Consider the following 22,917-nt stretch of genomic DNA (forward strand, 5'->3'; position numbering starts at 1 on the left):
GCAGGAGACACGCCATGAGCGCCGTCATCGATGACCATGGTCATGCCGACCACGCCCACGGTCCCGCCAAAGGCCTGATGCGTTGGGTGCTGACCACTAACCACAAAGACATCGGCACGCTGTACCTGTGGTTCGCGTTTTCCATGTTCCTGCTGGGGGGCTCGTTCGCGATGGTGATTCGCGCCGAGCTGTTCCAGCCAGGTCTGCAAATTGTCGAGCCGGCGTTCTTCAACCAGATGACCACCATGCACGGCCTGGTGATGGTCTTCGGTGCGGTGATGCCGGCGTTCGTCGGCCTCGCCAACTGGATGATCCCGTTGATGATCGGCGCGCCTGACATGGCCCTGCCACGGATGAACAACTTCAGCTTCTGGTTGCTGCCAGCGGCGTTCATCCTTTTGATATCGACCCTGTTCACGCCCGGTGGCGGACCGAACTTCGGCTGGACGTTCTACGCCCCGCTGTCGACGACCTATGCACCGGAGAGCGTGACGTTCTTCATCTTCGCCATCCACTTGATGGGGATCAGCTCGATCATGGGGGCGATCAACGTGATCGCCACCATCCTCAACCTGCGCGCCCCCGGCATGACGTTGATGAAAATGCCGCTGTTCGTCTGGACATGGCTGATCACTGCATTCCTGCTGATCGCGGTAATGCCGGTGCTGGCCGGTTGCGTGACGATGATGCTGATGGACATCCACTTCGGCACCAGCTTCTTCAGTGCCGCCGGTGGCGGTGACCCGGTGCTGTTCCAGCACGTGTTCTGGTTCTTCGGTCACCCCGAGGTGTACATCATGATCCTGCCGGCCTTCGGTGCCGTCAGCTCGATCATCCCCACCTTCTCGCGCAAGCCGTTGTTCGGCTACACCTCGATGGTTTATGCGACGGCGAGCATCGCGTTCCTGTCGTTCATCGTATGGGCGCACCACATGTTCGTGGTGGGTATCCCACTGGTGGGCGAGTTGTTCTTCATGTACGCCACGCTGCTGATTGCAGTGCCGACCGGGGTGAAGGTGTTCAACTGGGCCAGCACCATGTGGCAAGGCTCGCTGACCTTCGAAACGCCGATGCTGTTTGCGGTGGCGTTCGTGATCCTTTTCTCCATCGGCGGTTTCTCCGGGCTGATGCTGGCCATCGCTCCGGCGGACTTCCAGTACCAGGACACCTACTTTGTGGTCGCGCACTTCCACTATGTGTTGGTACCGGGAGCGATCTTCGGGATCTTCGCGTCGGCTTATTACTGGCTGCCGAAATGGACCGGCCACATGTACGACGAAACCCTTGGCAAGTTGCACTTCTGGCTCTCGTTCATCGGCATGAACATGGCCTTCTTCCCGATGCACTTCGTGGGTCTGGCGGGGATGCCGCGGCGGATTCCGGACTACAACCTGCAATTCGCCGACTTCAACATGGTGTCGTCGATCGGCGCATTCATGTTCGGTGCCACACAGATCTTCTTCCTGTTCATCGTGATCAAAACCATCCGCGGCGGCCCGCCTGCACCGGCCAAGCCCTGGGATGGAGCGGAGGGTCTGGAGTGGAGCATTCCATCACCGGCGCCGTATCACACCTTTACAACTCCACCGGAAGTGAAATGAACACCCACCCCCTTGGAGTCGGCGAAGTCCCTGTGGTGAGGGGATTCATCCCCGTTGGGCTGCGAAGCGGCCCCAAAATCTGCAACCGCGCCGTGTCAGACACAACGGGTTCTCAGGTTTTACGACTGCTGCGCAGCCGAACGGGGATGAATCCCCTCGCCACAGAGCCAGCTCCCACAGGGTTCTGCGTAGAGGGTTTGAACCATGGCTGAATCAATTTCAATGAAAAAACTCGTCACCCGGCTGCTGTTGGTGGTGGTGGCGATGTTTATTTTCGGCTTTGCCCTGGTGCCGATCTATGACGTGATGTGCAAGGCGTTCGGCATCAACGGCAAAACCGCCGGGCAATACGAAGGGGAGCAGACCGTCGATATGTCGCGGCAGGTGCGCGTGCAGTTTCTCTCGACCAACTCTGCGGACATGTCCTGGGACTTCTATCCCAAAGGTGATGAATTGACCGCCAACCCGGGTGCTGTGAACGAGATGATCTTCATCGCCCACAACCCGACCGACAAACCGATGAGCGCCCAGGCCGTGCCAAGCATCGCGCCCAGTGCCGCGGCGGCGTACTTCCACAAGACCGAATGCTTTTGCTTCACCCAGCAAGTGTTGCAGCCCGGTCAACGGATCGAGATGCCGGTACGTTTCATTGTTGACCGCGACATGCCCAAGGATGTGAAGCACCTGACGCTGTCCTACACGCTGTTCGATATCACCGCCCGACATCCACCGGTGGCTTTAAACACTGGCGGCTGAGCGTGCCCGATAAGGAGAACAATAAATGGCAACTCATGAGCACTATTACGTACCGGCCCAGAGCAAATGGCCAATCATTGGCACGCTCGGCATGTTTGTCACCGTGTTCGGCCTCGCCACCTGGTTCAACGACCTGAAGGCAGTGCGGCCCGATTCCCACGGCCCGCTGATCTTCTTCGTCGGGAGTCTGTTGCTGGCCTACATGCTGTTCGGCTGGTTCGGGACGGTGGTCAAGGAGGGGCGCGCGGGCTTGTACAGTGCGCAAATGGATCGTTCGTTCCGCTGGGGCATGAGCTGGTTCATCTTCTCGGAGGTGATGTTCTTCATCGCCTTTTTTGGCGCGCTGTTTTACGTGCGGCATGTCTCGGGACCGGCACTCGGCGGTGAAGGCCCCAAAGGCATCGCGCATATGCTGTGGCCGAACTTCGAGTTCGTCTGGCCGCTGCTGAATAACCCCGATTCGAAACTCTTCCCGCCCCCCAAGGAAGTTATCAGCCCGTGGGGCCTGCCACTGATCAACACCGTTCTGTTGGTGAGCTCCAGCGTCACGCTGACCATCGCTCACCATGCCTTGAAAAAAGGCCATCGAGGCGCGCTGAAAATCTGGCTGGCGATCACGGTATTGCTGGGTTGCGCGTTCCTCGGGTTTCAGGCCGAAGAGTACGTGCACGCCTACCGTGAGCTGGGGCTGACACTGGGTTCGGGCATCTATGGCGCGACGTTCTTCATGCTCACCGGTTTCCACGGCGCCCACGTGACCATCGGCACCATCATCCTGTTTGTGATGCTGATGCGGGTCATGCGCGGGCACTTCGACAACGAGCATCAGTTCGGCTTCGAAGCGGCGAGCTGGTATTGGCACTTCGTGGACGTGGTGTGGATCGGTTTGTTCGTCTTCGTCTACGTGTTGTAAGGCCCTACCAGGGCGCGTGAGAAACCAGCTGGCCGCTGAAGAAACCCCAGGCGATCAAGCCGACGGTAATGGCGGCCAGAGCAACGCGAACACTCAAGGCAATGACGAGGCGGTTCGAGCTGCTGTCGTCCTTGACCAGAAAAAAAAGGCCGCTGAACAGGCTGACAACCGTGGCAATCAGCATCAGGACGATGGCTGCTTTGAGCATGGTGAGACTCCGGGGGAAAGGCGATGCACTTGAGTATAGCTATCGCGATTACCGACTTTCTGGCGACGCCATGAAGCGCTTCCGGCCGGGTGTCGTGCCGACACTGGTGGTAGCCCTGTTGCTGCCGCTGCTCGTGTCGCTCGGGTTCTGGCAGTTGAGCCGGGGCGCGGAAAAAAGCGCTCTGCTGCACAGCTACGCCGAGCGTCGTGCCGCCGAACCGATGGCCAGCACCGAACTGCCACACACTGAAGACCCGGCTTTCCGCCGCGTTCGCCTGCACGGTCAGTTCGATGCTGCGCACAGCCTGCTGCTGGATAACCGCCAGCGCGACGGAAAAGTCGGCGTCGAGTTACTGCAACCCTTTCAGGACCAGGCGACCGGCCTATGGCTACTGGTCAATCGCGGTTGGCTGCCATGGCCTGATCGGCGCACTCCGCCGCAATTCACTACACCGACTCAGCCCTTGAGCCTTGACGCCTGGGTCTACGTCTCGCCTGGCGCAACCTTCCAGTTGCATGCCGACCCTAGCACCACAACCTGGCCACAATTGGTGACTGCCGTTGACCCCACGAAGCTCTGGACGGCGCTCGACCGGGAAGGCTTCGACTACGAATTACGTGCGGAATCCGGCCCGGCGACCTACCAGGCCGACTGGCCGGTGGTTGCCATGGGCCCGGAAAAACACATCGCTTATGCCGTGCAGTGGTTCGCCATGTCGATCGCCCTGCTCGGCCTTTTTATCTACCTCGGTTGGCACAACGCAAAGGAGAAACACCATGGGAGCGGCCATGAATCCACCCAGCATGTCTGAGGCGAAAACGCCGGCAAGTCGGCGTAAAGGTCGCTTGCAGCTGCTGCTGATCCTGCTTGGGGTGATCGGTCCGATGATCCTCGCCACCGGCATGTACAAATTGCAGTTCTGGGTGCCGGAGGGTCGCAGTTATCACGGCGAGCTGATCGGCAATGGCCAGACGCGCGCCGACCTTGGCATACAGGCGCAAGAGGACCGCTGGCAGATGCTGGTGACGGCGCCCAGGGATTGCTCGGTGGACTGTCAGCAACTGGTGTATCTGGCCCGGCAGATTCAGATCGGCCTTGGTCGCGACGCGTCACGCGCCAGTCACGCATTGGCTGCCGCGCAGCCGTTGAGCAGCGAGTACGACGCCAAGCTGACCCGCGAGTATCCACAACTGCAACGCTATCCCATGGACCTGACCACCTTCAGCAAGACGACGGGTGACAAGGCTGTGCCGCAGCTGTGGATTATCGACCCCCACGGCAATCTGGTGCTGCGCTACGACCCGACCGTCAAGGGCAAGGACTTGCTTAACGACCTGCGTCATCTGCTGAAACTGTCGAACATCGGATAAGGGCATCGTCATGGCCAAACCTGGATTTCGCCTCGCGCTGTTTGCCACCTTGCTGGCACTGGTTGTGGTGTTGCTCGGCGCCTACACCCGCCTGACTCACGCGGGCCTTGGTTGCCCGGACTGGCCTGGCTGCTACGGCTTTATCAGCGTGCCAAAAAGCGAAGCCCAACTGGCCCATGCCGAACTGCATTTCCCTGATACGCCGGTCGAAGCCCATAAGGGCTGGAACGAGATGATCCACCGCTACTTTGCCGGCACGCTGGGGCTGCTGATTTCGGTGCTGGCAGGACGTGCCTGGGTCCATCGGCGTCATCCGGGGCAACCCGTGAAGTTACCGTTGTTCCTGCTGGCGGTGGTGATTGCGCAAGCCGCATTCGGCATGTGGACGGTGACACTCAAGCTCTGGCCGCAGGTGGTAACGGGGCATTTACTCGGTGGCTTCGCGACCTTGAGCCTGTTGTTTCTACTGACCTTGCGCCTGTCCGGCGTGTTGCCCGCGCTCACCGTGCCACGGCGTTTGCAGTACTGGGCCACCGCAGGATTGCTGCTGGTCATTGGGCAGATCGCGCTTGGCGGATGGGTCAGCTCCAACTACGCGGCCGTGGCGTGTATCGACTTCCCGACGTGCCATGGGCAATGGCTGCCACCGGCAGACTTCGCCAACGGTTTTCATCTGACCCAACACATCGGCCCGAACTACCTGGGCGGGCAACTGGACAGTGATGCCCGTACCGCCATTCACCTGACCCATCGCATCGGCGCGCTGTTGGTGACCCTCGTCTTGCTCGGGCTGGCCTGGCAACTCAAAGTTGTCGGCATGACCCGGCTGGCAGGGCTGGTGCTAATCGCGCTCGGCGCACAAATCACCCTGGGCATCAGCAACGTGATTTTCCACTTGCCGCTGCCTGTCGCCGTCGCTCACAACGCGGGGGGAGCGGCACTTTTACTGACGATGGTGCTGGTCAATTATCACGCGCGAACCAGTCTGGTTCGGGTCAAGCAGCAAACTCCCGCGCGCTGGCGTTTCAGTCCGCGTAAGCATTCAGCCGGGCCCATAACAATAAAAGGAGAGATGCCATGGCGACTCTGATCGGCGAACGTCACAGCCAGGCGATCTGGCGTGACTATCTGGAGCTGACCAAGCCGAAAGTGGTGGTGCTGATGCTCATCACCTCACTGGTCGGCATGTTTCTCGCGACCCGCGCCGGCGTGCCGTGGACGGTGCTGATCTTCGGTAATCTGGGGATTGCCTTGTGTGCCGGTGGCGCCGCGGCGGTCAACCATGTGGTGGATCGGCGTATCGATGCGGTAATGGCGCGGACGCACAAACGGCCGCTGGCTGAAGGTCGGGTTTCACCGGCTGCTGCACTGACGTTTGCCCTGGTATTGGCGATGCTCGGCCAGGCGTTGCTGCTGGCCTTTACCAATCCGTTGACCGCCTGGCTGACCCTCGCCTCGTTGCTCGGTTACGCCGTGGTCTACACCGGATTCCTGAAACGCGCGACGCCGCAGAACATCGTGATCGGTGGCCTGGCCGGCGCTGCCCCGCCACTGCTCGGCTGGACCGCCGCTACTGGCCATGTCAGCGCTGAACCGCTGTTGCTGGTGCTGATCATCTTCGCCTGGACCCCGCCACACTTCTGGGCCTTGGCCATTCACCGCAAAGAGGAATACGCCAAGGCAGACATCCCCATGCTGCCCGTCACCCACGGCGAGCATTACACCAAGGTCCACATCCTGCTTTACACCTTCGCCCTGCTGGCCGTCAGCCTGATGCCGTACGTGATCCACATGAGTGGCCTGCTCTACCTGATTTGTGCGCTCGGCCTGGGCGCGAGGTTTCTGCAATGGGCCGTGGTGCTGTACCGTGGCACTCGGCCGCACGCCGCGATCAACACCTTCAAGTACTCTATCTACTACTTGTTCCTGCTGTTTATCGCGCTGCTCGTAGACCACTACTTACTGTTGAACCTATGACTCGAACCCAGAAAACCGTCTTCATCCTCGTCGCCCTGATCGCGCTGGTCCTGGGCCTGACCATCAACAAAGTGCTGTCCGGCAAAGGCCAGGGCGACCCGACGGCTTTGATCGACGCCGGGATCATTCTGCTGCCGCAAAGCCGTAACCTGCCGGACGTGACAATGACCGATCAGGACGGCAAACCGGTAGCGGTCGACGAGTTGAAGGGCAAATGGTCGCTGCTGTTCTTCGGCTACACCTTCTGCCCGGACATCTGCCCGACCACCCTCGCCCAACTGCGCCAGATCAAAAGCGAACTGCCGCCCGAGGCTGTGGATAAGTTGCAGATCATCCTGGTCAGCGTCGACCCGAATCGCGATACGCCGAAGCAACTCAAGCAGTACCTGGGCTACTTCGATCCGCAGTTCATCGGCCTGACGCCGAGCTCGATCGACGACCTGCAAAAATTCACCAACGCGGTCAGCATCCCTTTTATTCCAGCGGACACCAGCAAGCCGAATTACACGGTTGATCACAGTGGCAACCTGGCGGTCATCGGGCCTGACGGGACACAGCGCGGGTTTATTCGAGCGCCGTTGAACAATGTGAAGCTGGTGTCGCAGTTGCCGGTGATGCTTAAACGCAATTAACTAAACACCGTATAACCCTGTGGGAGCGGGCTTGCCCGCGATAGGGCCGTCAGCGCCAAAGCAGATGCTGAATGTCAGGCCGTCATCGCGGGCAAGCCCGCTCCCACAGGGTCAGAGTTTCAGGCAACAAAAAAGGGGCGCATTCAATGCGCCCCTTTTTTCGTTACAGCTTCAGATCAGAACGCTGGCAGTACCGCGCCTTTGTACTTCTCAAGAATGAAGGCTTTCACTTCCGGAGTGTGCAGGGCAGCAATCAGCTTCTTCATCGCTTCGCTGTCCTTGTCCTCTGGACGAGCGACCAGAATGTTCACGTAAGGCGAGTCGTTGCCTTCGATGACCAGCGCGTCCTTGGACGGATCGAGCTTGGCTTCCAGCGCGTAGTTGGTGTTGATCAGCGCCAGGTCGACCTGGGTCAGCACGCGCGGGATGGTCGCGGCTTCCAGTTCGCGGAATTTAAGGTCCTTGGCGTTTTCGGTGATGTCCTTGACGGTCGACAGGATGTTGTTCGATTCCTTCAACTTGATCAGGCCGGCTTTCTGCAGCAGCAACAGGGCGCGACCGCCGTTGGTGGCATCGTTCGGGATGACCACGTTGGCGCCGCCTGGCAGTTCGGCCAGGGTCTTGTACTTGCTGGAGTACGCGCCCAACGGTTCCAGGTGCACACGGGCAACGGCGACCAGGTCGGTCCCCTTGGCCTTGTTGAACTCATCCAGATACGGCTGGTGCTGGAAGAAGTTGGCGTCCAGGCGCTTTTCGGCGACCTGTACGTTCGGCTGAATGTAGTCAGTGAAGACTTTAACCTTCAGGTCCACGCCTTCTTTGGCCAGGGCCGGTTTAACGAATTCGAGGATTTCTGCGTGCGGGACCGGGGTGGCCGCGACAGTCAGGGTTTCAGCCTGAGCAGAGAACGCAGCAACGGCTGCGAACGCGACGAGTAGTTTTTTCATTCAGCTAACTCCATGTGAGACGCCTGTCTTCGGCGCCTGCCAGCGAATGGCCGGCTCATTTGTTTATTTTCTGGAAAAATGGACAACCAGTTTGTCGCCAACGGTTTGCAGCACCTGCACCAGCACCAGTAGCAGCACCACAGTCACAACCATCACATCAGTCTGGAAACGCTGGTAACCGAAGCGGATCGCCAGGTCACCCAGGCCGCCAGCGCCCACCACACCGGCCATTGCCGTGTAGGACACCAGTGTAATAGCTGTCACCGTAATCGCCGCGAAGATGCCCGGACGCGCTTCCGGCAGCAAGGCATTGGTGATGATCTGCCGGGTCGAAGCACCCATGGCCTGGGTCGCTTCGATGATGCCGCGATCCACTTCACGCAGCGCGGTTTCCACCAGTCGAGCGAAGAACGGCGTGGCGCCCACCACCAGTGGCGGAATCGCACCGGCAACCCCGAGGGACGTGCCGGTGATCAACACGGTGAACGGAATCATCACGATCAGCAGAATGATGAATGGCAGCGAGCGGAGGATATTCACCACCAGCGACAGCATCGCGTAGATACCTTTGGCTTCCAGCAACTGACGCGGGCTGCACAGGAACAACAGCACACCCAGCGGCAAGCCCAGCAACACGGTGAACAACAGCGAGCCGCCGAGCATCAACAGTGTGTCGCCGGTGGCGAGCCAGATTTCGAACCAGTCGATGTTGGAGAAGAACGTTGACAGGGCTTCCATTAGCGCAGCACCTCCATGTGGACGTCAGCCGCGGTGAAGCGGGCAAAAGCCGCCTCCATGTCGCCGCCGGTGACTGCCAGTGTGAGTTGCCCGTAGGGGACGTCTTTGATGCGGTCGATTCGGCCGGCCAGGATGCTGTAGTCCACACCCGTTTCGCGAGCGACCGTACCGAGTAACGGCGCGTAGGTCGCTTCGCCCTGGAACGTCAGACGCACGATACGGCCTGGCACGTGAGCAAAGTCATCGCGCTGCTCGCTTTCGTCTATCTGCTCGCTCTCTTGCACGAAACGCTTGGTGGTCGGGTGCTTCGGATGCAGGAACACATCGGCCACCGAACCTTGCTCAACAATCACGCCTGCGTCCATCACTCCGACCTGATCACAAACCCGGCGGATGACGTCCATCTCGTGGGTGATCAGTACGATGGTCAGTTTCAGCTCGCGATTGATTTCGGCCAGCAATTGCAGGACCGACGCCGTAGTTTGCGGGTCCAGGGCGCTGGTGGCTTCGTCGCACAGCAGGATTTTTGGCTTGGTTGCCAGGGCGCGAGCGATACCGACGCGCTGCTTCTGGCCACCGGACAATTGCGCCGGGTATTTTTTGGCGTGGTCAGACAGGCCCACCCGCGCCAGCAATTCGGCCACACGCAGGTCAATCTCACTGCGCGACAGTTCGCCGGCGAGCGTCAACGGCAACGCGACGTTGTCGGCCACAGTCTTGGATGCCAGCAGGTTGAAGTGCTGGAAGATCATCCCGACCTGCTGGCGAAAGCGCCGCAGGCTATTGGCGTCGAGCGCGGTGACCTCTTCGCCATCGACAAAGATCTTGCCGCCGCTGGAGTTTTCCAGGCGATTGATCAGACGCAGCAGGGTACTTTTCCCCGCGCCGGAATGGCCGATCAGTCCGTATACCTGACCGTTTTCAATCGTCAGATTGGTCGGGTGCAGGGCGGGAATATCCTTACCGGCGACGCGGTAGGTTTTATGGACGTTTTGAAACTCGATCACGTAGCGAACCTTGTGGGGCGCGTTAGAAATGGATCAGCGGTTAGCTGGGCGCGCATTTTAGCCTGTCCGTATAGAGGTTCTTAGCATTTATTTCGCATTCAACCTGTCATTTGGCAATAACGCGATCAAAGGTCAGAAAAAAGGAACGGCTCAAACCCTTCATCAGTCACTAATTAAGCAACTCGATAACCCCAGGTGCCGTGCCTGGAAGATTGCTCACAAGTCCGGCTAGGACGAAATCGCAACGAGGAGTTTACGACTGATGAGTACCAAGAAGCCTGTCACACCCAAAAGCGACCTGGCCGGGACCGACACCCTGGACCGAGGCAATACCAGCACCAAGCTCGAGAGCCTGGAAAAATTTCGCTCGGACGCTACGGGCCAGGCCCTGCGCACCAACCAGGGCGTAAAGGTTTCGGACAACCAGAACACGTTGAAGGTTGGCGCCCGCGGGCCTTCACTGCTTGAAGATTTCATCATGCGTGAAAAAATCACGCACTTTGACCATGAGCGTATCCCGGAGCGCATCGTGCATGCCCGCGGTACCGGCGCTCACGGTTACTTCCAGACGTATGAAAACCATGCGGCGCTGACCAAAGCCGGCTTCCTACAGGATCCGGGCAAGAAAACACCGGTCTTCACGCGCTTTTCTACGGTGCAAGGCCCTCGCGGGTCAGGCGATACCGTGCGGGATGTACGAGGTTTCGCCGTGAAGTTCTTCACCGACGAAGGCAACTTCGACCTGGTGGGCAACAACATGCCTGTCTTCTTCATTCAGGACGCGATCAAGTTTCCTGACTTCGTACATGCGGTCAAACCGGAACCGCACAATGAAATCCCAACCGGCGGCTCGGCCCACGACACCTTCTGGGATTTTGTATCCCTGGTTCCGGAATCGGCCCACATGGTGATCTGGACCATGTCCGATCGCGCGATTCCGAAGAGTCTGCGCAGCATGCAGGGCTTCGGTGTGCACACCTTCCGGTTGGTTAACGCCGAGGGTAAATCACGCTTCGTCAAATTCCACTGGCGCCCAACTGCGGGCACCTGTTCGTTGGTGTGGGATGAGGCGCAGAAGCTCGCAGGCAAAGATACCGACTTCCACCGTCGCGATCTCTGGGAGTCGATCGAGATGGGCGACTACCCGGAATGGGAGCTCGGTGTACAGATCGTTGAGGAGGAAAACGAACATTCCTTCGACTTCGACATTCTCGACCCGACCAAAATCATTCCCGAAGAAATCGTACCGATCACGCCGCTGGGCAAGATGGTGCTGAACCGCAACCCGGACAACTTTTTCGCGGAAACCGAGCAGGTCGCGTTTTGCCCTGGCCATATCGTGCCGGGCATCGATTTCTCCAATGACCCATTGCTGCAAGGTCGTCTGTTTTCCTACACCGATACGCAAATCAGCCGACTGGGTGGACCGAATTTTCACGAGATTCCTATCAATCGTCCGGTGGCGCCATTCCATAACGGCCAACGCGATGCGATGCACCGCACCACGATCGACAAGGGCCGCGCATCTTACGAGCCAAATTCCATCGACGGCGGCTGGCCAAAAGAAACGCCACCTGCGGCACAGGATGGTGGTTTCGAGACTTATCCGGAACGTATCGACGCGAACAAGATTCGCCAACGTAGTGAGTCGTTCGGCGATCACTTCTCCCAAGCCCGCTTGTTCTTCCACAGCATGAGCAAGCACGAGCAGGAGCACATCATTGCCGCGTACAGCTTCGAGCTGGGCAAAGTTGAGCGCGAGTTCATTCGTGCACGTCAGGTGAACGAAATTCTGGCAAACATTGATCTTGAGCTGGCCAAGCGCGTGGCTGAGAACCTTGGTCTGCCTGCACCGAAAGCCGGTACGGTTGAGGTTCCAAAAACATCGCTGGATCGCTCGCCCGCCTTGAGTCAGGCCAACCTGCTGCCAGGAAATATCAAAACCCGCAAAGTGGCGATTCTGGCGGCGAACGGCGTAGATGGCACCGCAATCGACGCGCTGAAGAAAGCCCTGATGGCAGAAGGTGCCCACGCCAAGCTGCTGGGGCCGACGTCGGCGCCAGTGACCACCGCCGATGGCAAGTCGCTGCCGGTGGACGCGTCGATGGAAGGTTTGCCGTCAGTGGCATTCGATGCGGTCTTTGTGCCGGGCGGCGCGGCGTCGATCAAGGCCTTGAGCACGGATGGCGTTGCACTGCATTACCTTCTGGAGGCTTACAAGCACTTGAAGGCGATCGCACTGCACGGCGAGGCCAAGCAGTTGCTGGATGTGCTGAAACTGGAGGCTGATGCGGGACTGATCGTAGGGGCGGATGCGAAGTTGTTCAAACCGTTCATTGCGGCGATTGGGCAACATCGGGTCTGGGATCGGGAGCCAAAGGCCAAAGCCGTTCCGGCTTAAGGTTTAATCGATCGTTGAAATGCCTTCGCGGGCAAGCCTTGATCCTGTAGGAGCAAGGCTTGCCCGCGATGCTTTCAGGGCTTGCGCGGACTCAACACCATCTGCGCCGGAATGTTTCGCAAGATCTGCTTCTGCAGGTTCAGATCAAACTCCGCATCCAGTTTCTTCACTCGCTTGGTCAGCAATGTCGCCAGCCATGGATAGTCCTGGGTGCGCGGCGCCTGAATGCTCACATCACACTCATAATTCACCACATCGGCGGCGATAGCGTCCAATTGACGACGAAGTTTCGTCATATCCGTGAGATTCAACGCGATCGTTGTGCTCTCGGCGGTCGGATCGATGACCTTGGCCCGAGGTTTGGCTTCTGCAGCCATAAGGGCCGCTTCAGCTTTATCCAGCTCGGCCTTGCGCGCATTGACGATAGCGTTGTTGACCCCACCGGTCAGTGCCGGCGCCTTGGGCATGAGCAATCGGGCGCGGCTGAGGGCTGTAGCGGCGGCGTTTACATCGCCTTTCTGCAGCACGATCTGGCTGCGGCGCAGATACGCTTCGGCCAGTTGCCGCTGATATTGCTCAAGGGTTTGATCGTCTGGCGATTGCGCCTGCAAGGCTGCCAATTGATCTTCGGCAGTGGCCAGCTCGCTGCTGGCGAGGCTTTGCTCCAGCTGTGCGATGGCCGTAGCCCGCGCGTCAGTGGCCTGTGTGGCCGCCGGGGGCGTGCTTTGGCAGGCGCCCAGCAGCAAGGAAAATGCGGCAAGGAGCAGATAACGGGAGGTGAACAGCTTCATTCCTGCGACTCTCTATTTGCGCAAAAAACGAGCAAGTCTACACCCCTCGACGGGGCAGGACAAAACTCAGCAGAAACAGGGCGGCCGCCGTTACCACAATCGATGGCCCCGCCGGCGTGTCCTTGAACCAGGACAATGCCAATCCGCCACACACTGCGAGCATGCCCAGCAGGCTCGCGCCCAGTGCCATCTGCTCAGGCGATCGCGCGTGACGCTGCGCCGCAGCAGCCGGGATGATCAACAACGAAGTGATCAGTAATACACCGACGATTTTCATCGCAACGGCAATCACCACAGCGATCAACAACATCAAGGTCAGCCGCAACGACGCTACCGGCAATCCCTCAACCCTGGCCAGTTCCTCATGCACCGTGATTGCCAGCAAGGGTCGCCACAACGTCACGAGCAAGGCCAGAACCGCTGCGCTGCCGCCCAGTATCCAGGCCAGATCGGTCGGGCTGATGGCGAGCAAATCACCGAACAGATAGGCCATCAGGTCGATCCGCACTTCATGCATGAAGCTTAGTACGACAAGGCCAAGCGAGAGGGTGCTTGGCGCGAGAATCCCCAACAGCGTGTCGGATGCCAGTGGCTGACGCTGTTGCAGCGTCACCAGCAACACTGCCAGCAGCAGGCAGCCTACGGTCACCGCGACGGTCGGGCTGACATCCAGCAGAAAACCCAACGCCACACCGAGCAGCGCGGCATGGGAAAGGGTGTCGCCGAAGTAGGCCATGCGGCGCCAGACCACAAATGAACCCAGCGGGCCCGCAACCAGTGCCAGGGCCAAACCTGCAAGCAGGGCGTAGAGCAGAAAATCAGCCATGCTTGCAGCTATCTCCGTGAACATGGGTGTGGGCCGAAGGGGCCGCGCTGACCACTGAGCCATGCAGATCATGAGCATGGTCGTGATGGTGGTGATAGATCGCCAGACTTTGTGCGTTCTTGCCAAACAGCTCGACGAACGCCGGATCGCCGCTGACCTGCTCGGGATGCCCGGAGCAGCAGACATGGCGGTTCAGGCAGACGACCTGATCGGTTGTGCTCATCACCAGGTGCAGGTCGTGGGAAACCATCAATACCCCACAGCCATGTCGGTCGCGCAGCCGCGTGATCAGGCTATAGAGCTCGGCCTGCCCCGCTACGTCCACGCCTTGCACCGGCTCATCGAGCACCAGCAGCTCCGGCTCGCGCAACAGCGCACGCGCCAGCAGCACGCGCTGCATTTCGCCCCCGGACACGCTTTGCACGGGGCTGTCGATAACTTGCTCGGCACCCACTTCCTTGAGCGCCGCCAACGCGCGGGCGCGGTCAACGCCTGGCACCAGGCGCAAAAAACGCAGCACGGAGAGTGGGAGCGTGGGATCGACATGAAGTTTTTGCGGCATGTATCCAACCCGCAATTTCGGCTTGCGCCAGACACTGCCGCTGTCCGGTTTCAACAGGCCCAACACCGCGCGGACCAACGTGGTCTTGCCCGCACCGTTGGGGCCGATCAGGGTGACAATCTGACCAGGCTCGACGCTCAACTCGATGTTATCGAGCACGTTTTGCCCGGCGAAGGTGACGGCGACCTGCTCAAGTCGGATCAACGCGTTGCTCATCAAGCCCCCTGGCAGCCCGAACACAGGCCGACCACTTCAACGGTCTGGCCTTCGACCACAAACCCGACATCCTTGGCGCTGCCAATGATGGCGTCGCTGATGGTTTTTTGTTCAAGCTCGATGGCGGCGTGGCACTCGCGGCAAATCAGGAATTGACCCTGATGCGCATGTTCCGGGTGATTGCAGCCAACGAAGGCGTTGAGGGAGGAGATGCGGTGTACGAAACCGTTCTCCAGCAGGAAATCCAGCGCGCGATACACCGTCGGCGGTGCAGCGCGGCGACCGTCCTGCTCGCTCAACACCGCAAGAATGTCGTACGCGCCCAGCGGTTTGTGGCTCTGCCACACCAATTCGAGCACGCGCCGCCGCAGGGCAGTCAGGCGCAGGCCTTGACGCGCACAGAGGGCATCGGCCTCAGACAGAGCGTTATGCACGCAATGAGAGTGGTCGTGGGGACGGCTGGCAATCGGTGTTTTAGGCATGAGCGGCGACGATTTTTGTGAGAGACGTTATTATGTTACCCGTTCTCGCCTCTTCGAGTGGTCATTGTGTCCCGACTTTTTTCTATTTGTGTCGCAGTTCTCGCCAGTTTTTCACTGGCAGGTTTCGCCCATGCCGAGGTCAAGGTGCTGACCAGCATCAAGCCACTGCAGCTGATCGCAGCGGCTGTTCAGGATGGTGTGGCGCTTCCGGAAGTGCTGCTGCCGCCCGGTGCTTCGCCGCATAACTATGCATTGCGTCCATCCGACGTACGGAAGGTGCAGTCGGTGGATCTGATTTACTGGATCGGTCCGGACATGGAAGGTTTCCTGCCCCGGGTCCTGAAAGGTCGGACGCTGCCGAGCGTCGCCGTGCAGGATTTGCCTGACCTGAAACTTCGCCATTTTGCCGAAGACAGTCAGTCGCACACCGAAGAGCCGGACGAGCACGACCACGATCACCGCCCAGGCACCCTGGATGCGCATTTATGGTTATCGCCAGTGAATGCTCGTGTGATCGCCAGGAAAATGACCGCTGACCTGAGTGCTGCCGATCCCGCTAACGCTGCGCGTTATCAGAGCAACCTCAAGGCGTTCGATGAACGTCTGGATGCACTGGACCTGCGCTTGAAGTCGCGCCTTGCCGGCATTGCGGGCAAACCGTACTTCGTGTTCCACGAAGCATTCGACTACTTCGAAGACACCTACGGCCTCAAGCACACCGGCGTGTTCAGCGTCGCGGCTGAAGTCCAGCCAGGTGCCCAGCACGTCGCGGCCATGCGCACGCGCTTGCAGGAAGTTGGGAAGACGTGCGTATTCAGCGAACCACCGCTGCGTCCGCGCCTGGCAGAAACCCTGGTGGCCGGCCTTCCGGTGAAGCTGGCGGAACTCGACGCCCTGGGCGGCTACACGCCGGCGACTGCTCAAGGGTATGAACAGGTACTGGAGAAGTTGGGGAATGACCTGGCGGGGTGCCTGGAGTCGTTGTAACCGACACACACCCTGTGGGAGCGAGCCTGCTCGCGATAGCGCAATAACATTCAGCATCAATACTGACTGTCCCGCCGCCATCGCGAGCAGGCTCACTCCCACAGGGATTGCAGTGATCCATCTGACCAGCGTTTAAAGGGCAAACGGCAACGGTGTGCTGACCTTCTGCCGCTGCGCCAACCGGCGCTGAAACTCCATCGGATCGTGAATCAACACGTCCTGCCCGGCAAATGACTCCGCCGCGATCAACCTCGACAACCAGAACCGCACGCACGCCACCCGCAGCATCGTCGGCCACAACTCGGCCTCTGCCGCCGTGAACGGTCGCAACGCCGCGTAAGCCCCCAGCAGCGCCCGCGCCCGTGGCCCGTCGATCAGACCTTCGTCGTCCGAACACCAATCGTTCAAGGCAATCGCCACGTCGTAGAGCATCGGGCCGGAACAGGCGTTGTAGAAGTCGATCAACCCCGTCAGGTGCGTGCCTTCGAACATCGCGTTATCACGGAACAGATCCGCATGGATGTTGGCCCGCGGCAGCGCCAGAATTTTCGATTTCTGCTCGCCGATTTCGTCCAGCGCCTGCTTCAGCAAATCGCTTTGCCCGGCGTCGAGATGAGAAAGCAGCTGAGTGCCCTCTTCCAGCATCCAGTCCAGACCACGATCAGTCTTGCGCTTGATCATGTTGGCCTGAGTGGCCAGGTGCAAATGGCCGAGCAAGTCGCCAACCTGAGCGCAATGTTGCGCGTTGGCTTCCTTGATGTGCTTGCCCGCCAGGCGCGGCTGCAACAATGCAGGTTTGCCCGCCAGTTCGCGCAAGGCAACGCCATCGGTGGTTCGCAGCGCGTATGGCACCGGCAGGTCGGCATCATGCAGCACGTCGAGCAACTCGATGAAGAACGGCATTTCCTGCACCGGACCGCGCTCAACCAGGGTCAGGACAAATTCGCCCTGTTCCAGGCTGATAAAGAAATTGGTGTTTTCGCTACCGGCGGCAATCCCCTGGAAATCAAGCAGGCGGCCGAGCCCGTATGGGGCGAGAAAGGTTTCCAGCTCAGGCCGAGCCAGGGGGGTGAACACAGACATGTTTAAACTGCCAGTACGGGCGCCGCAGAATGAGCCAGCGCCGATTGAAATTAAGAAACTATTTCCACTCGAAGATCTTCCACGACGGAATCAGCATATCTGGCTGATCCGAGCGGATGAAGTTTGCATCGGTCCCGTCTGCGCGCACCAGAAAGTAAGGCGGCGCGCCCTTTGGCGTAACCTTGATCGCATACAGGAAACCGTTTTGGCGGTACTCCTGGATGGTTTTATCGCCTTCCGTGCGGATGGTGACTTCCGGCTCCGGCGAGGGTGCATCGTCCGCCGCCATGACGGCCAACGGAGTGATTGCAAACAAGCCAGCCAGCAACAGGCGATTTAGTGTACGCATGATAACCTTGTCCCTTTGTCGTCAACGGTCCCGCTATTCTAGCGCCGGACCCGCCGAAAAGGTTGATCCTGCTCATGAGCCAAGCCCCCCTCGTCCTGGTGGACGGTTCTTCTTACCTGTACCGCGCCTTCCACGCCCTGCCACCGCTCACCACGTCCAAAGGACTGCCGACCGGTGCCGTCAAAGGCGTGTTGAACATGCTCAAGAGTCTGCGCAAGCAGTACCCGGACAGTCCGTTCGCCGTGGTGTTCGACGCCAAGGGTGGAACTTTCCGCGATGACATGTACGCCGAATACAAGGCTAATCGCCCAAGCATGCCCGATGACATGCGCGTTCAAATCGAGCCACTGCACCAGAGCGTCATCGCCCTGGGGTTCCCGCTCCTGTGCGTCGAAGGCGTTGAGGCCGATGACGTGATCGGCACATTGGCTCGCAGCAGCGCGGCGGCCGACCGTCCGGTGATCATCTCCACCGGCGACAAGGACATGGCGCAACTGGTCGACGGCCACATTACCTTGGTCAATACCATGACCGGTAGCGCGATGGACGTTGAGGGCGTGAAGGAGAAATTCGGCGTCGCTCCCGAACAAATCATTGATTATCTGGCGTTGATGGGCGACTCGTCCGACAACATTCCGGGCGTTCCAGGCATTGGCCCGAAGACCGCCTCCGGGCTGCTGGTCGGCGTGAATGGCGGCCTGACCGAGCTGTACGCGAACCTCGACATCGTTCCAACCTTGCCGATTCGCGGCGCCAAGACACTGCCGGCCAAGCTGGAAGAGCACAGGGAGATGGCGTTCCTCTCCTATCAACTGGCAACGATCAAGATCGACGTGCCGCTGGACGTTGAACTCGACGACTTGCAGATGGGCAAACCGGATCACGACAAACTCGCCGAGCTTTACACGTTGCTCGAGTTTAAAAGCTGGTTCGACGAAAATCAGCGCGATGCCAAGCGCTCCGGCCAGGAAGTCGTGGCGCCGGTCGCCGAAGAACCTGCCGTCGATGCCGAACTCAAGTACACCACCATCCTCACCCAGGCCGATTTCGACCTGTGGTTGAAGAAACTCAACGACGCCAAACTGATTGCCTTCGACACGGAAACCACAGGCATCGATGCGCAGCAGGCGCAACTGGTAGGCCTGTCGTTTGCCGTACAAGCCAACGAAGCCGCCTACATACCGCTGACCCACTCCTACATGGGCGTGCCGGACCAGCTGGATCGCGACACCGTGCTGCGCGCACTGAAGCCGATCCTGGAAGATCCGAGCAAACTCAAAGTCGGTCAGCACGCCAAGTTCGATATGAACATCCTGGCGAACTGCGCGATTGGCGGCGACCAAAGCTGCGGGATCACGGTGCAAGGCATCGCGTTCGACACCATGCTGGAGTCCTATGTGCTGGACTCCACCGCCACCCGTCACGATATGGACAGCCTGGCGCTCAAGTACCTGAATCACACGACCACCAGCTTCCAGGACATCGCCGGCAAGGGTGCCAAACAGCTGACGTTTGATCAGATCTCCCTCGAACTGGCCGGGCCTTACGCCGCCGAAGACGCTGACGTGACCTTGCGCTTGCATCAAACGCTGCAGGAAAAGCTCAATGCCATTCCGAGCCTGAGCAAGGTTCTGAGCGAAATCGAAATGCCGCTGGTACCGGTTCTCGCGCGCATTGAACGTCAAGGCGCGCTGGTCGATGCCAATCTGCTGGGCATTCAAAGCGTGGAGTTGGGCGAGAAAATGGTCGCCCTCGAACGCGAGGCGTTTGCCATCGCAGGGGAAGAGTTCAACCTGGGCTCGCCGAAGCAGTTGGGTGTGATCCTGTACGAAAAACTGGGTCTGCCGATTCTGAGTAAAACCGCCAAGGGCCAGGCTTCGACTGCCGAAGCCGTGCTGGCTGAACTGGCCGAGCAGGATTATCCGCTGCCTAAAGTGCTGATGCAGTATCGCTCGATGAGCAAGCTGAAAAGCACTTACACCGATCGCCTCCCAGAGCAGATCAACCCGCGCACCGGCCGGATTCATACCTCTTATCATCAAGCCGTTGCGGCAACAGGGCGCTTGTCCTCCAGCGATCCAAACCTGCAAAACATCCCGATTCGTACCGCTGAAGGCCGGCGGATTCGCCAGGCGTTCGTCGCGCCAAAAGGCTACAAGCTGCTGGCAGCTGACTACTCGCAAATCGAATTGCGCATCATGGCCCACCTGGCCAAGGACGAGGGGTTGCTGCACGCCTTCCGCAATGATCTGGACGTGCACAAAGCCACCGCTGCTGAAGTCTTCGGCGTGGAACTGGCGGACGTCACCACGGACCAGCGTCGCAGCGCCAAGGCGATCAACTTCGGTTTGATCTACGGTATGAGCGCGTTTGGCCTGGCCAAGCAGATCGGTGTGGATCGCAAGCAGTCCCAGGCTTACATCGACCGTTATTTCGCCCGTTATCCGGGCGTACTGGAGTACATGGAGCGCACCCGTGCCCAGGCAGCCGAGCAGGGTTTTGTTGAAACGATCTTCGGCCGGCGCCTGTACCTGCCGGAAATCAACGCGAAGAACCCGGCCCTGCGCAAAGGCGCTGAACGCACGGCCATCAACGCTCCGATGCAAGGCACTGCCGCTGACATCATCAAGAAAGCCATGGTAGCGGTGGATAACTGGCTGACGACGTCTGGCCTGGACGCCAAAGTCATCCTGCAGGTACACGATGAATTGGTGCTCGAGGTGCGTGAAGATCTGGTGGATCAGGTTCGTGAGGACATTCGCACGCACATGAGTGATGCCGCGAAACTGGACGTGCCGCTGCTGGTCGAAGTAGGGGTAGGCAATAATTGGGATGAGGCTCACTGAGCCGTCTGATAGGCTTTTTCTGCTGCGGCATAGTGCCGCGGCAGAAAACGGCGAAGGGCCATTAGTTCGCAAAATGCTCGGCGTTATTCCAAAGCCATTTGAAAATATTCTGAACTAATCCTGTGAATCGTCACTCAGAGTTACTGAATGGCTGGTGAAGCCCTTCGATGCTCCTATGTTGTGTTAAGTGTTGGCAGATATCTGGACCCCGCCCTAGCGGTCCGGAGCTTGAACCCCGGAACTTCCCCCTCCCCATAAGAAGTCCGGGGTTTTTTTTGCCCGCGATTTGTCCAAAGGCCCTTACTCAGCGAGTTCGGCACCCTTGTCTGCCAGCTCCATCCAGCCCGCCAATACAGTGTAGGCGTCTTCCAGACCCAAGCGTTTTGGGGCGGAAAACAGCTGGATGCTGATTGCATCGCCCCAGCCTTTACGAATGTCCGACTGGACTTTAAGCAGGACGTTTTTCGCCGCGCCGTAAGTCAGTTTGTCCGCCTTGGTCAGCAGAATATGCATCGGCATGCCGCTGGCGACGGCCCAATCCAGCATCAGCAGGTCGAAATCGGTCATTGGATGACGGATGTCCATCATCAAAATCAAACCCTTCAAACTCTCGCGACCACCCAGGTAGGCTTCCAGGTGACGCTGCCAGTGAAGCTTCAACGGAATAGGTACTTTCGCGTAACCGTAGCCTGGCAGGTCGACCAGACGGCGATCATCGTCTAGCTTGAAGAAGTTCAAGAGCTGCGTACGACCCGGGGTTTTCGAGGTTCGTGCCAGGCTGGCGTGCGTCAGGGTGTTCAGGGCGCTGGATTTACCGGCGTTGGAACGCCCGGCAAAAGCGACTTCGAAGCCTTCGTCGTCGGGACATTGGTCGACTTTGGCGGCGCTGAGCATGAAGGTGGACTGTTGGCACAGACCGAGGATGGGATTCTTGAGTTGCATGGGATTTCCGATGTGGGCGGCGCCGGGAATGGACGCGGCGAGCAGTGTCGTTTCCGTTTCAGTGACGCCAGTATATAATGCCGCAGATTTTGTGTGCGCTTTGTCCCAGCGTAGGATGAAGTTCACGAGAGCGATAGACCATGATTGCGCATTAGAACGCAGCACGCTCTCAACCCTGAAAAGGTCGTTTTATGACGAAATGGCTGCTAGCTGCCGGTGTCTTGATACCGCTTTACAGCGCTCAGGCTACACAGGATCCGGAAGCTGTGTACAACCGTGTTTGTGGTGCCTGTCATTCCGGCCAACTACCCATGGCGCCCAGAAAGGGCGATCAGGAAGCTTGGACGCCGAGGTTGGCGAAAGGTATGGAGACGCTGGTGCAACACGTGACCCAGGGTTTCAAGGCGATGCCGCCGCGTGGTTTGTGCATGGACTGCAGTGCCGAGGATTACCAGGCCATCATCCACTGGATGAGCGAGTGATTCCGGTCCATAACTCTTTAACCCTTAGCCGTAGTTGGATTAGCTGATGAACAAATTGATCGTGAGTCTGCTGTTGACCGTGGGGATCTCCGGCATTGCCCATGCTGCAGGTGATGCAACTGCTGGTCAGGCGAAAGCCGCAGTATGTGGCGCCTGTCATGGCCCGGATGGCAACAGCATGGCGCCTAACTTTCCGAAACTGGCAGGTCAGGGCGAGCGTTATCTGAACAAGCAGCTGCACGACATCAAGTCCGGCAAACGCCAGGTACTTGAAATGACCGGCCTGCTGACCAACCTGAGCGATCAGGACCTGGCCGATATCGCCGCCTACTTCGCCACCCAGAAAGGCAGCGTTGGCGCCGCCGACCCGAAAGTCGTGGCTCGCGGTGAAGCGTTGTTCCGTGGTGGTGACCTGGCCAAGGGCCTGCCAGCCTGCACCGGCTGCCACTCGCCTAATGGCGCAGGTAACGCAGCCGCCGGCTTCCCGCACCTGGGCGGCCAGCATGCTCAATACGTGGCCAAGCAACTGACCGACTTCCGCAAGGAAGAAGGCGGACGCACCAACGACGGCGACACCAAAACCATGCAGACCATTGCTAAACGACTGAGCGACGAAGACATCGCGGCAGTCTCCAGCTATATCCAGGGTCTGCACTAAGGCCTGTTGATCGAGCGTTGCGAGAGATGTTCATCTCTTGCAATGTTAACGCTCGATTAATCCGTCGATGCAAGCATAAAAAGGGTGGCTTAGGCCGCCCTTTTTTGTGGCCGCTGCCGTTACACTACAGAACTCAAGCCCGC

General features: G+C 59.2%; 24 protein-coding genes. 13 read left to right on the forward strand and 11 right to left on the reverse strand.

Translation table 11 applies throughout. From position 1 onward, the window contains the following. The first annotated feature begins 14 nt into the window (after window positions 1-14). The 3 genes from ctaD to H7698_RS05255 all read left to right on the forward strand — a co-directional run bounded on the left by ctaD (window position 15) and on the right by H7698_RS05255 (window position 3,270). Entirely contained in the window at window positions 15-1,601 is a 1,587-nt protein-coding gene (ctaD, locus tag H7698_RS05245) for a cytochrome c oxidase subunit I (protein ID WP_162438906.1), read from the forward strand. A gap of 204 nt (window positions 1,602-1,805) precedes the next feature. Then, window positions 1,806-2,357 (forward strand): cytochrome c oxidase assembly protein, encoded by a 552-nt coding sequence (locus H7698_RS05250; RefSeq protein ID WP_194690803.1) that lies wholly within the window; start codon window positions 1,806-1,808, stop codon window positions 2,355-2,357. A 25-nt stretch (window positions 2,358-2,382) separates the two neighbouring features. Continuing rightward, complete coding sequence (locus tag H7698_RS05255) at window positions 2,383-3,270, forward strand: cytochrome c oxidase subunit 3 (protein WP_194690804.1); 888 nt, start codon at window positions 2,383-2,385, stop codon at window positions 3,268-3,270. A 4-nt stretch (window positions 3,271-3,274) separates the two neighbouring features. Here the strand turns inward: H7698_RS05255 and H7698_RS05260 are convergent, their stop codons facing one another. Beyond that, window positions 3,275-3,478: a twin transmembrane helix small protein gene (locus H7698_RS05260; protein WP_008064738.1), complete on the reverse strand. Its 204-nt coding sequence runs from the start codon at window positions 3,476-3,478 to the stop codon at window positions 3,275-3,277. A gap of 70 nt (window positions 3,479-3,548) precedes the next feature. On the opposite strand from H7698_RS05260, the gene H7698_RS05265 reads away from it, so the two are divergent. From H7698_RS05265 to H7698_RS05285, 5 genes are read left to right on the forward strand one after another with little or no spacing between them, the layout of a single operon-like run. Then, window positions 3,549-4,289 carry an SURF1 family protein gene (locus H7698_RS05265; RefSeq protein ID WP_194690805.1) on the forward strand — a complete coding sequence of 247 codons (741 nt, stop codon included), beginning with the start codon at window positions 3,549-3,551 and terminating at the stop codon, window positions 4,287-4,289. After that, on the forward strand, window positions 4,255-4,848 hold the full coding sequence (locus H7698_RS05270) for a hypothetical protein (protein ID WP_162438902.1): 594 nt from the start codon (window positions 4,255-4,257) through the stop codon (window positions 4,846-4,848). Before H7698_RS05265 ends, H7698_RS05270 begins: the two co-directional genes overlap by 35 nt. Window positions 4,849-4,858: 10 nt before the next feature. Next, window positions 4,859-5,938 (forward strand): COX15/CtaA family protein, encoded by a 1,080-nt coding sequence (locus tag H7698_RS05275; protein ID WP_162438901.1) that lies wholly within the window; start codon window positions 4,859-4,861, stop codon window positions 5,936-5,938. Next, window positions 5,926-6,825, forward strand: coding sequence for a heme o synthase (gene cyoE / locus H7698_RS05280; RefSeq protein WP_162438900.1), 900 nt, complete (start codon window positions 5,926-5,928; stop codon window positions 6,823-6,825). The genes H7698_RS05275 and cyoE overlap by 13 nt, the downstream gene beginning before the upstream one ends. Continuing rightward, entirely contained in the window at window positions 6,822-7,457 is a 636-nt protein-coding gene (locus H7698_RS05285; RefSeq protein ID WP_194690806.1) for an SCO family protein, read from the forward strand. Before cyoE ends, H7698_RS05285 begins: the two co-directional genes overlap by 4 nt. 176 nt (window positions 7,458-7,633) lie before the next feature. On the opposite strand, the gene H7698_RS05290 is transcribed toward H7698_RS05285, so the two are convergent. The 3 genes from H7698_RS05290 to H7698_RS05300 form a co-directional block, all read right to left on the reverse strand. After that, a complete protein-coding gene (locus H7698_RS05290) occupies window positions 7,634-8,404 on the reverse strand; it encodes a MetQ/NlpA family ABC transporter substrate-binding protein (RefSeq protein WP_162438898.1) in 771 nt (256 codons plus the stop codon). Window positions 8,405-8,467: 63 nt separating this feature from the next. Then, entirely contained in the window at window positions 8,468-9,142 is a 675-nt protein-coding gene (locus H7698_RS05295; RefSeq protein WP_194690807.1) for a methionine ABC transporter permease, read from the reverse strand. Next, window positions 9,142-10,149, reverse strand: a complete 1,008-nt coding sequence (locus tag H7698_RS05300; protein WP_194690808.1) for a methionine ABC transporter ATP-binding protein — start codon at window positions 10,147-10,149, stop codon at window positions 9,142-9,144. The genes H7698_RS05295 and H7698_RS05300 overlap by 1 nt, the downstream gene beginning before the upstream one ends. 262 nt (window positions 10,150-10,411) lie before the next feature. Between H7698_RS05300 and katE the strand changes: the two genes are divergently transcribed. Further along, on the forward strand, window positions 10,412-12,550 hold the full coding sequence (gene katE / locus H7698_RS05305; protein WP_194690809.1) for a catalase HPII: 2,139 nt from the start codon (window positions 10,412-10,414) through the stop codon (window positions 12,548-12,550). 74 nt (window positions 12,551-12,624) lie between these two features. Here katE and H7698_RS05310 read toward each other — a convergent pair whose 3' ends face one another. From H7698_RS05310 to zur, 4 genes are read right to left on the reverse strand one after another with little or no spacing between them, the layout of a single operon-like run. Continuing rightward, window positions 12,625-13,341 (reverse strand): PA5502 family lipoprotein, encoded by a 717-nt coding sequence (locus H7698_RS05310; RefSeq protein ID WP_162438894.1) that lies wholly within the window; start codon window positions 13,339-13,341, stop codon window positions 12,625-12,627. A 37-nt stretch (window positions 13,342-13,378) separates the two neighbouring features. Then, on the reverse strand, window positions 13,379-14,167 hold the full coding sequence (gene znuB, locus H7698_RS05315) for a zinc ABC transporter permease subunit ZnuB (RefSeq protein WP_162438893.1): 789 nt from the start codon (window positions 14,165-14,167) through the stop codon (window positions 13,379-13,381). After that, complete coding sequence (znuC, locus tag H7698_RS05320; RefSeq protein ID WP_162438892.1) at window positions 14,160-14,945, reverse strand: zinc ABC transporter ATP-binding protein ZnuC; 786 nt, start codon at window positions 14,943-14,945, stop codon at window positions 14,160-14,162. The genes znuB and znuC overlap by 8 nt, the downstream gene beginning before the upstream one ends. Further along, a complete protein-coding gene (gene zur, locus H7698_RS05325) occupies window positions 14,945-15,427 on the reverse strand; it encodes a zinc uptake transcriptional repressor Zur (RefSeq protein WP_162438891.1) in 483 nt (160 codons plus the stop codon). Before zur ends, znuC begins: the two co-directional genes overlap by 1 nt. A gap of 66 nt (window positions 15,428-15,493) precedes the next feature. On the opposite strand from zur, the gene H7698_RS05330 reads away from it, so the two are divergent. Next, window positions 15,494-16,414, forward strand: a complete 921-nt coding sequence (locus H7698_RS05330; protein WP_194690810.1) for a zinc ABC transporter substrate-binding protein — start codon at window positions 15,494-15,496, stop codon at window positions 16,412-16,414. Window positions 16,415-16,546: 132 nt separating this feature from the next. Here H7698_RS05330 and H7698_RS05335 read toward each other — a convergent pair whose 3' ends face one another. After that, the gene (locus H7698_RS05335; RefSeq protein ID WP_162438889.1) at window positions 16,547-17,497 is read right to left on the reverse strand and encodes a homoserine kinase; all 951 of its coding nucleotides are present in this window, start codon (window positions 17,495-17,497) and stop codon (window positions 16,547-16,549) included. Window positions 17,498-17,555: 58 nt separating this feature from the next. Beyond that, window positions 17,556-17,846 carry a DUF2782 domain-containing protein gene (locus tag H7698_RS05340; protein ID WP_162438888.1) on the reverse strand — a complete coding sequence of 97 codons (291 nt, stop codon included), beginning with the start codon at window positions 17,844-17,846 and terminating at the stop codon, window positions 17,556-17,558. Between the two features lie 74 nt (window positions 17,847-17,920). On the opposite strand from H7698_RS05340, the gene polA reads away from it, so the two are divergent. Then, complete coding sequence (polA, locus tag H7698_RS05345; RefSeq protein WP_194690811.1) at window positions 17,921-20,692, forward strand: DNA polymerase I; 2,772 nt, start codon at window positions 17,921-17,923, stop codon at window positions 20,690-20,692. Between the two features lie 300 nt (window positions 20,693-20,992). Here polA and yihA read toward each other — a convergent pair whose 3' ends face one another. Beyond that, window positions 20,993-21,634, reverse strand: a complete 642-nt coding sequence (gene yihA / locus H7698_RS05350) for a ribosome biogenesis GTP-binding protein YihA/YsxC (RefSeq protein ID WP_162438886.1) — start codon at window positions 21,632-21,634, stop codon at window positions 20,993-20,995. Between the two features lie 191 nt (window positions 21,635-21,825). Between yihA and H7698_RS05355 the strand changes: the two genes are divergently transcribed. Both H7698_RS05355 and H7698_RS05360 read left to right on the forward strand, forming a co-directional pair. Further along, a complete protein-coding gene (locus H7698_RS05355; RefSeq protein ID WP_150702330.1) occupies window positions 21,826-22,116 on the forward strand; it encodes a c-type cytochrome in 291 nt (96 codons plus the stop codon). Window positions 22,117-22,162: 46 nt separating this feature from the next. Continuing rightward, window positions 22,163-22,774: a c-type cytochrome gene (locus H7698_RS05360; RefSeq protein ID WP_162438885.1), complete on the forward strand. Its 612-nt coding sequence runs from the start codon at window positions 22,163-22,165 to the stop codon at window positions 22,772-22,774. The last annotated feature ends 143 nt before the right edge of the window (window positions 22,775-22,917 follow it).

This window comes from Pseudomonas sp. p50(2008), assembly GCF_015351605.1.
GTDB lineage: Bacteria > Pseudomonadota > Gammaproteobacteria > Pseudomonadales > Pseudomonadaceae > Aquipseudomonas.

Excerpts from the sequence above, each read along its gene's own strand:
- polA (WP_194690811.1), top strand. The coding sequence starts at position 17,921 with ATGAGCCAAGCCCCCCTCGTCCTGGTGGACGGTTCTTCTTACCTGTAC.
- katE (WP_194690809.1), top strand. The coding sequence starts at position 10,412 with ATGAGTACCAAGAAGCCTGTCACACCCAAAAGCGACCTGGCCGGGACC.
- H7698_RS05355 (WP_150702330.1), top strand. The coding sequence starts at position 21,826 with ATGACGAAATGGCTGCTAGCTGCCGGTGTCTTGATACCGCTTTACAGC.
- H7698_RS05275 (WP_162438901.1), top strand. The coding sequence starts at position 4,859 with ATGGCCAAACCTGGATTTCGCCTCGCGCTGTTTGCCACCTTGCTGGCA.
- ctaD (WP_162438906.1), top strand. The coding sequence starts at position 15 with ATGAGCGCCGTCATCGATGACCATGGTCATGCCGACCACGCCCACGGT.
- H7698_RS05270 (WP_162438902.1), top strand. The coding sequence starts at position 4,255 with ATGGGAGCGGCCATGAATCCACCCAGCATGTCTGAGGCGAAAACGCCG.
- znuB (WP_162438893.1), bottom strand. The coding sequence starts at position 14,167 with ATGGCTGATTTTCTGCTCTACGCCCTGCTTGCAGGTTTGGCCCTGGCA.
- zur (WP_162438891.1), bottom strand. The coding sequence starts at position 15,427 with ATGCCTAAAACACCGATTGCCAGCCGTCCCCACGACCACTCTCATTGC.
- H7698_RS05260 (WP_008064738.1), bottom strand. The coding sequence starts at position 3,478 with ATGCTCAAAGCAGCCATCGTCCTGATGCTGATTGCCACGGTTGTCAGC.
- H7698_RS05290 (WP_162438898.1), bottom strand. The coding sequence starts at position 8,404 with ATGAAAAAACTACTCGTCGCGTTCGCAGCCGTTGCTGCGTTCTCTGCT.
- yihA (WP_162438886.1), bottom strand. The coding sequence starts at position 21,634 with ATGCAACTCAAGAATCCCATCCTCGGTCTGTGCCAACAGTCCACCTTC.
- H7698_RS05255 (WP_194690804.1), top strand. The coding sequence starts at position 2,383 with ATGGCAACTCATGAGCACTATTACGTACCGGCCCAGAGCAAATGGCCA.
- H7698_RS05360 (WP_162438885.1), top strand. The coding sequence starts at position 22,163 with ATGAACAAATTGATCGTGAGTCTGCTGTTGACCGTGGGGATCTCCGGC.
- H7698_RS05335 (WP_162438889.1), bottom strand. The coding sequence starts at position 17,497 with ATGTCTGTGTTCACCCCCCTGGCTCGGCCTGAGCTGGAAACCTTTCTC.
- H7698_RS05310 (WP_162438894.1), bottom strand. The coding sequence starts at position 13,341 with ATGAAGCTGTTCACCTCCCGTTATCTGCTCCTTGCCGCATTTTCCTTG.
- cyoE (WP_162438900.1), top strand. The coding sequence starts at position 5,926 with ATGGCGACTCTGATCGGCGAACGTCACAGCCAGGCGATCTGGCGTGAC.
- H7698_RS05265 (WP_194690805.1), top strand. The coding sequence starts at position 3,549 with ATGAAGCGCTTCCGGCCGGGTGTCGTGCCGACACTGGTGGTAGCCCTG.
- H7698_RS05250 (WP_194690803.1), top strand. The coding sequence starts at position 1,806 with ATGGCTGAATCAATTTCAATGAAAAAACTCGTCACCCGGCTGCTGTTG.
- H7698_RS05295 (WP_194690807.1), bottom strand. The coding sequence starts at position 9,142 with ATGGAAGCCCTGTCAACGTTCTTCTCCAACATCGACTGGTTCGAAATC.
- znuC (WP_162438892.1), bottom strand. The coding sequence starts at position 14,945 with ATGAGCAACGCGTTGATCCGACTTGAGCAGGTCGCCGTCACCTTCGCC.
- H7698_RS05285 (WP_194690806.1), top strand. The coding sequence starts at position 6,822 with ATGACTCGAACCCAGAAAACCGTCTTCATCCTCGTCGCCCTGATCGCG.
- H7698_RS05340 (WP_162438888.1), bottom strand. The coding sequence starts at position 17,846 with ATGCGTACACTAAATCGCCTGTTGCTGGCTGGCTTGTTTGCAATCACT.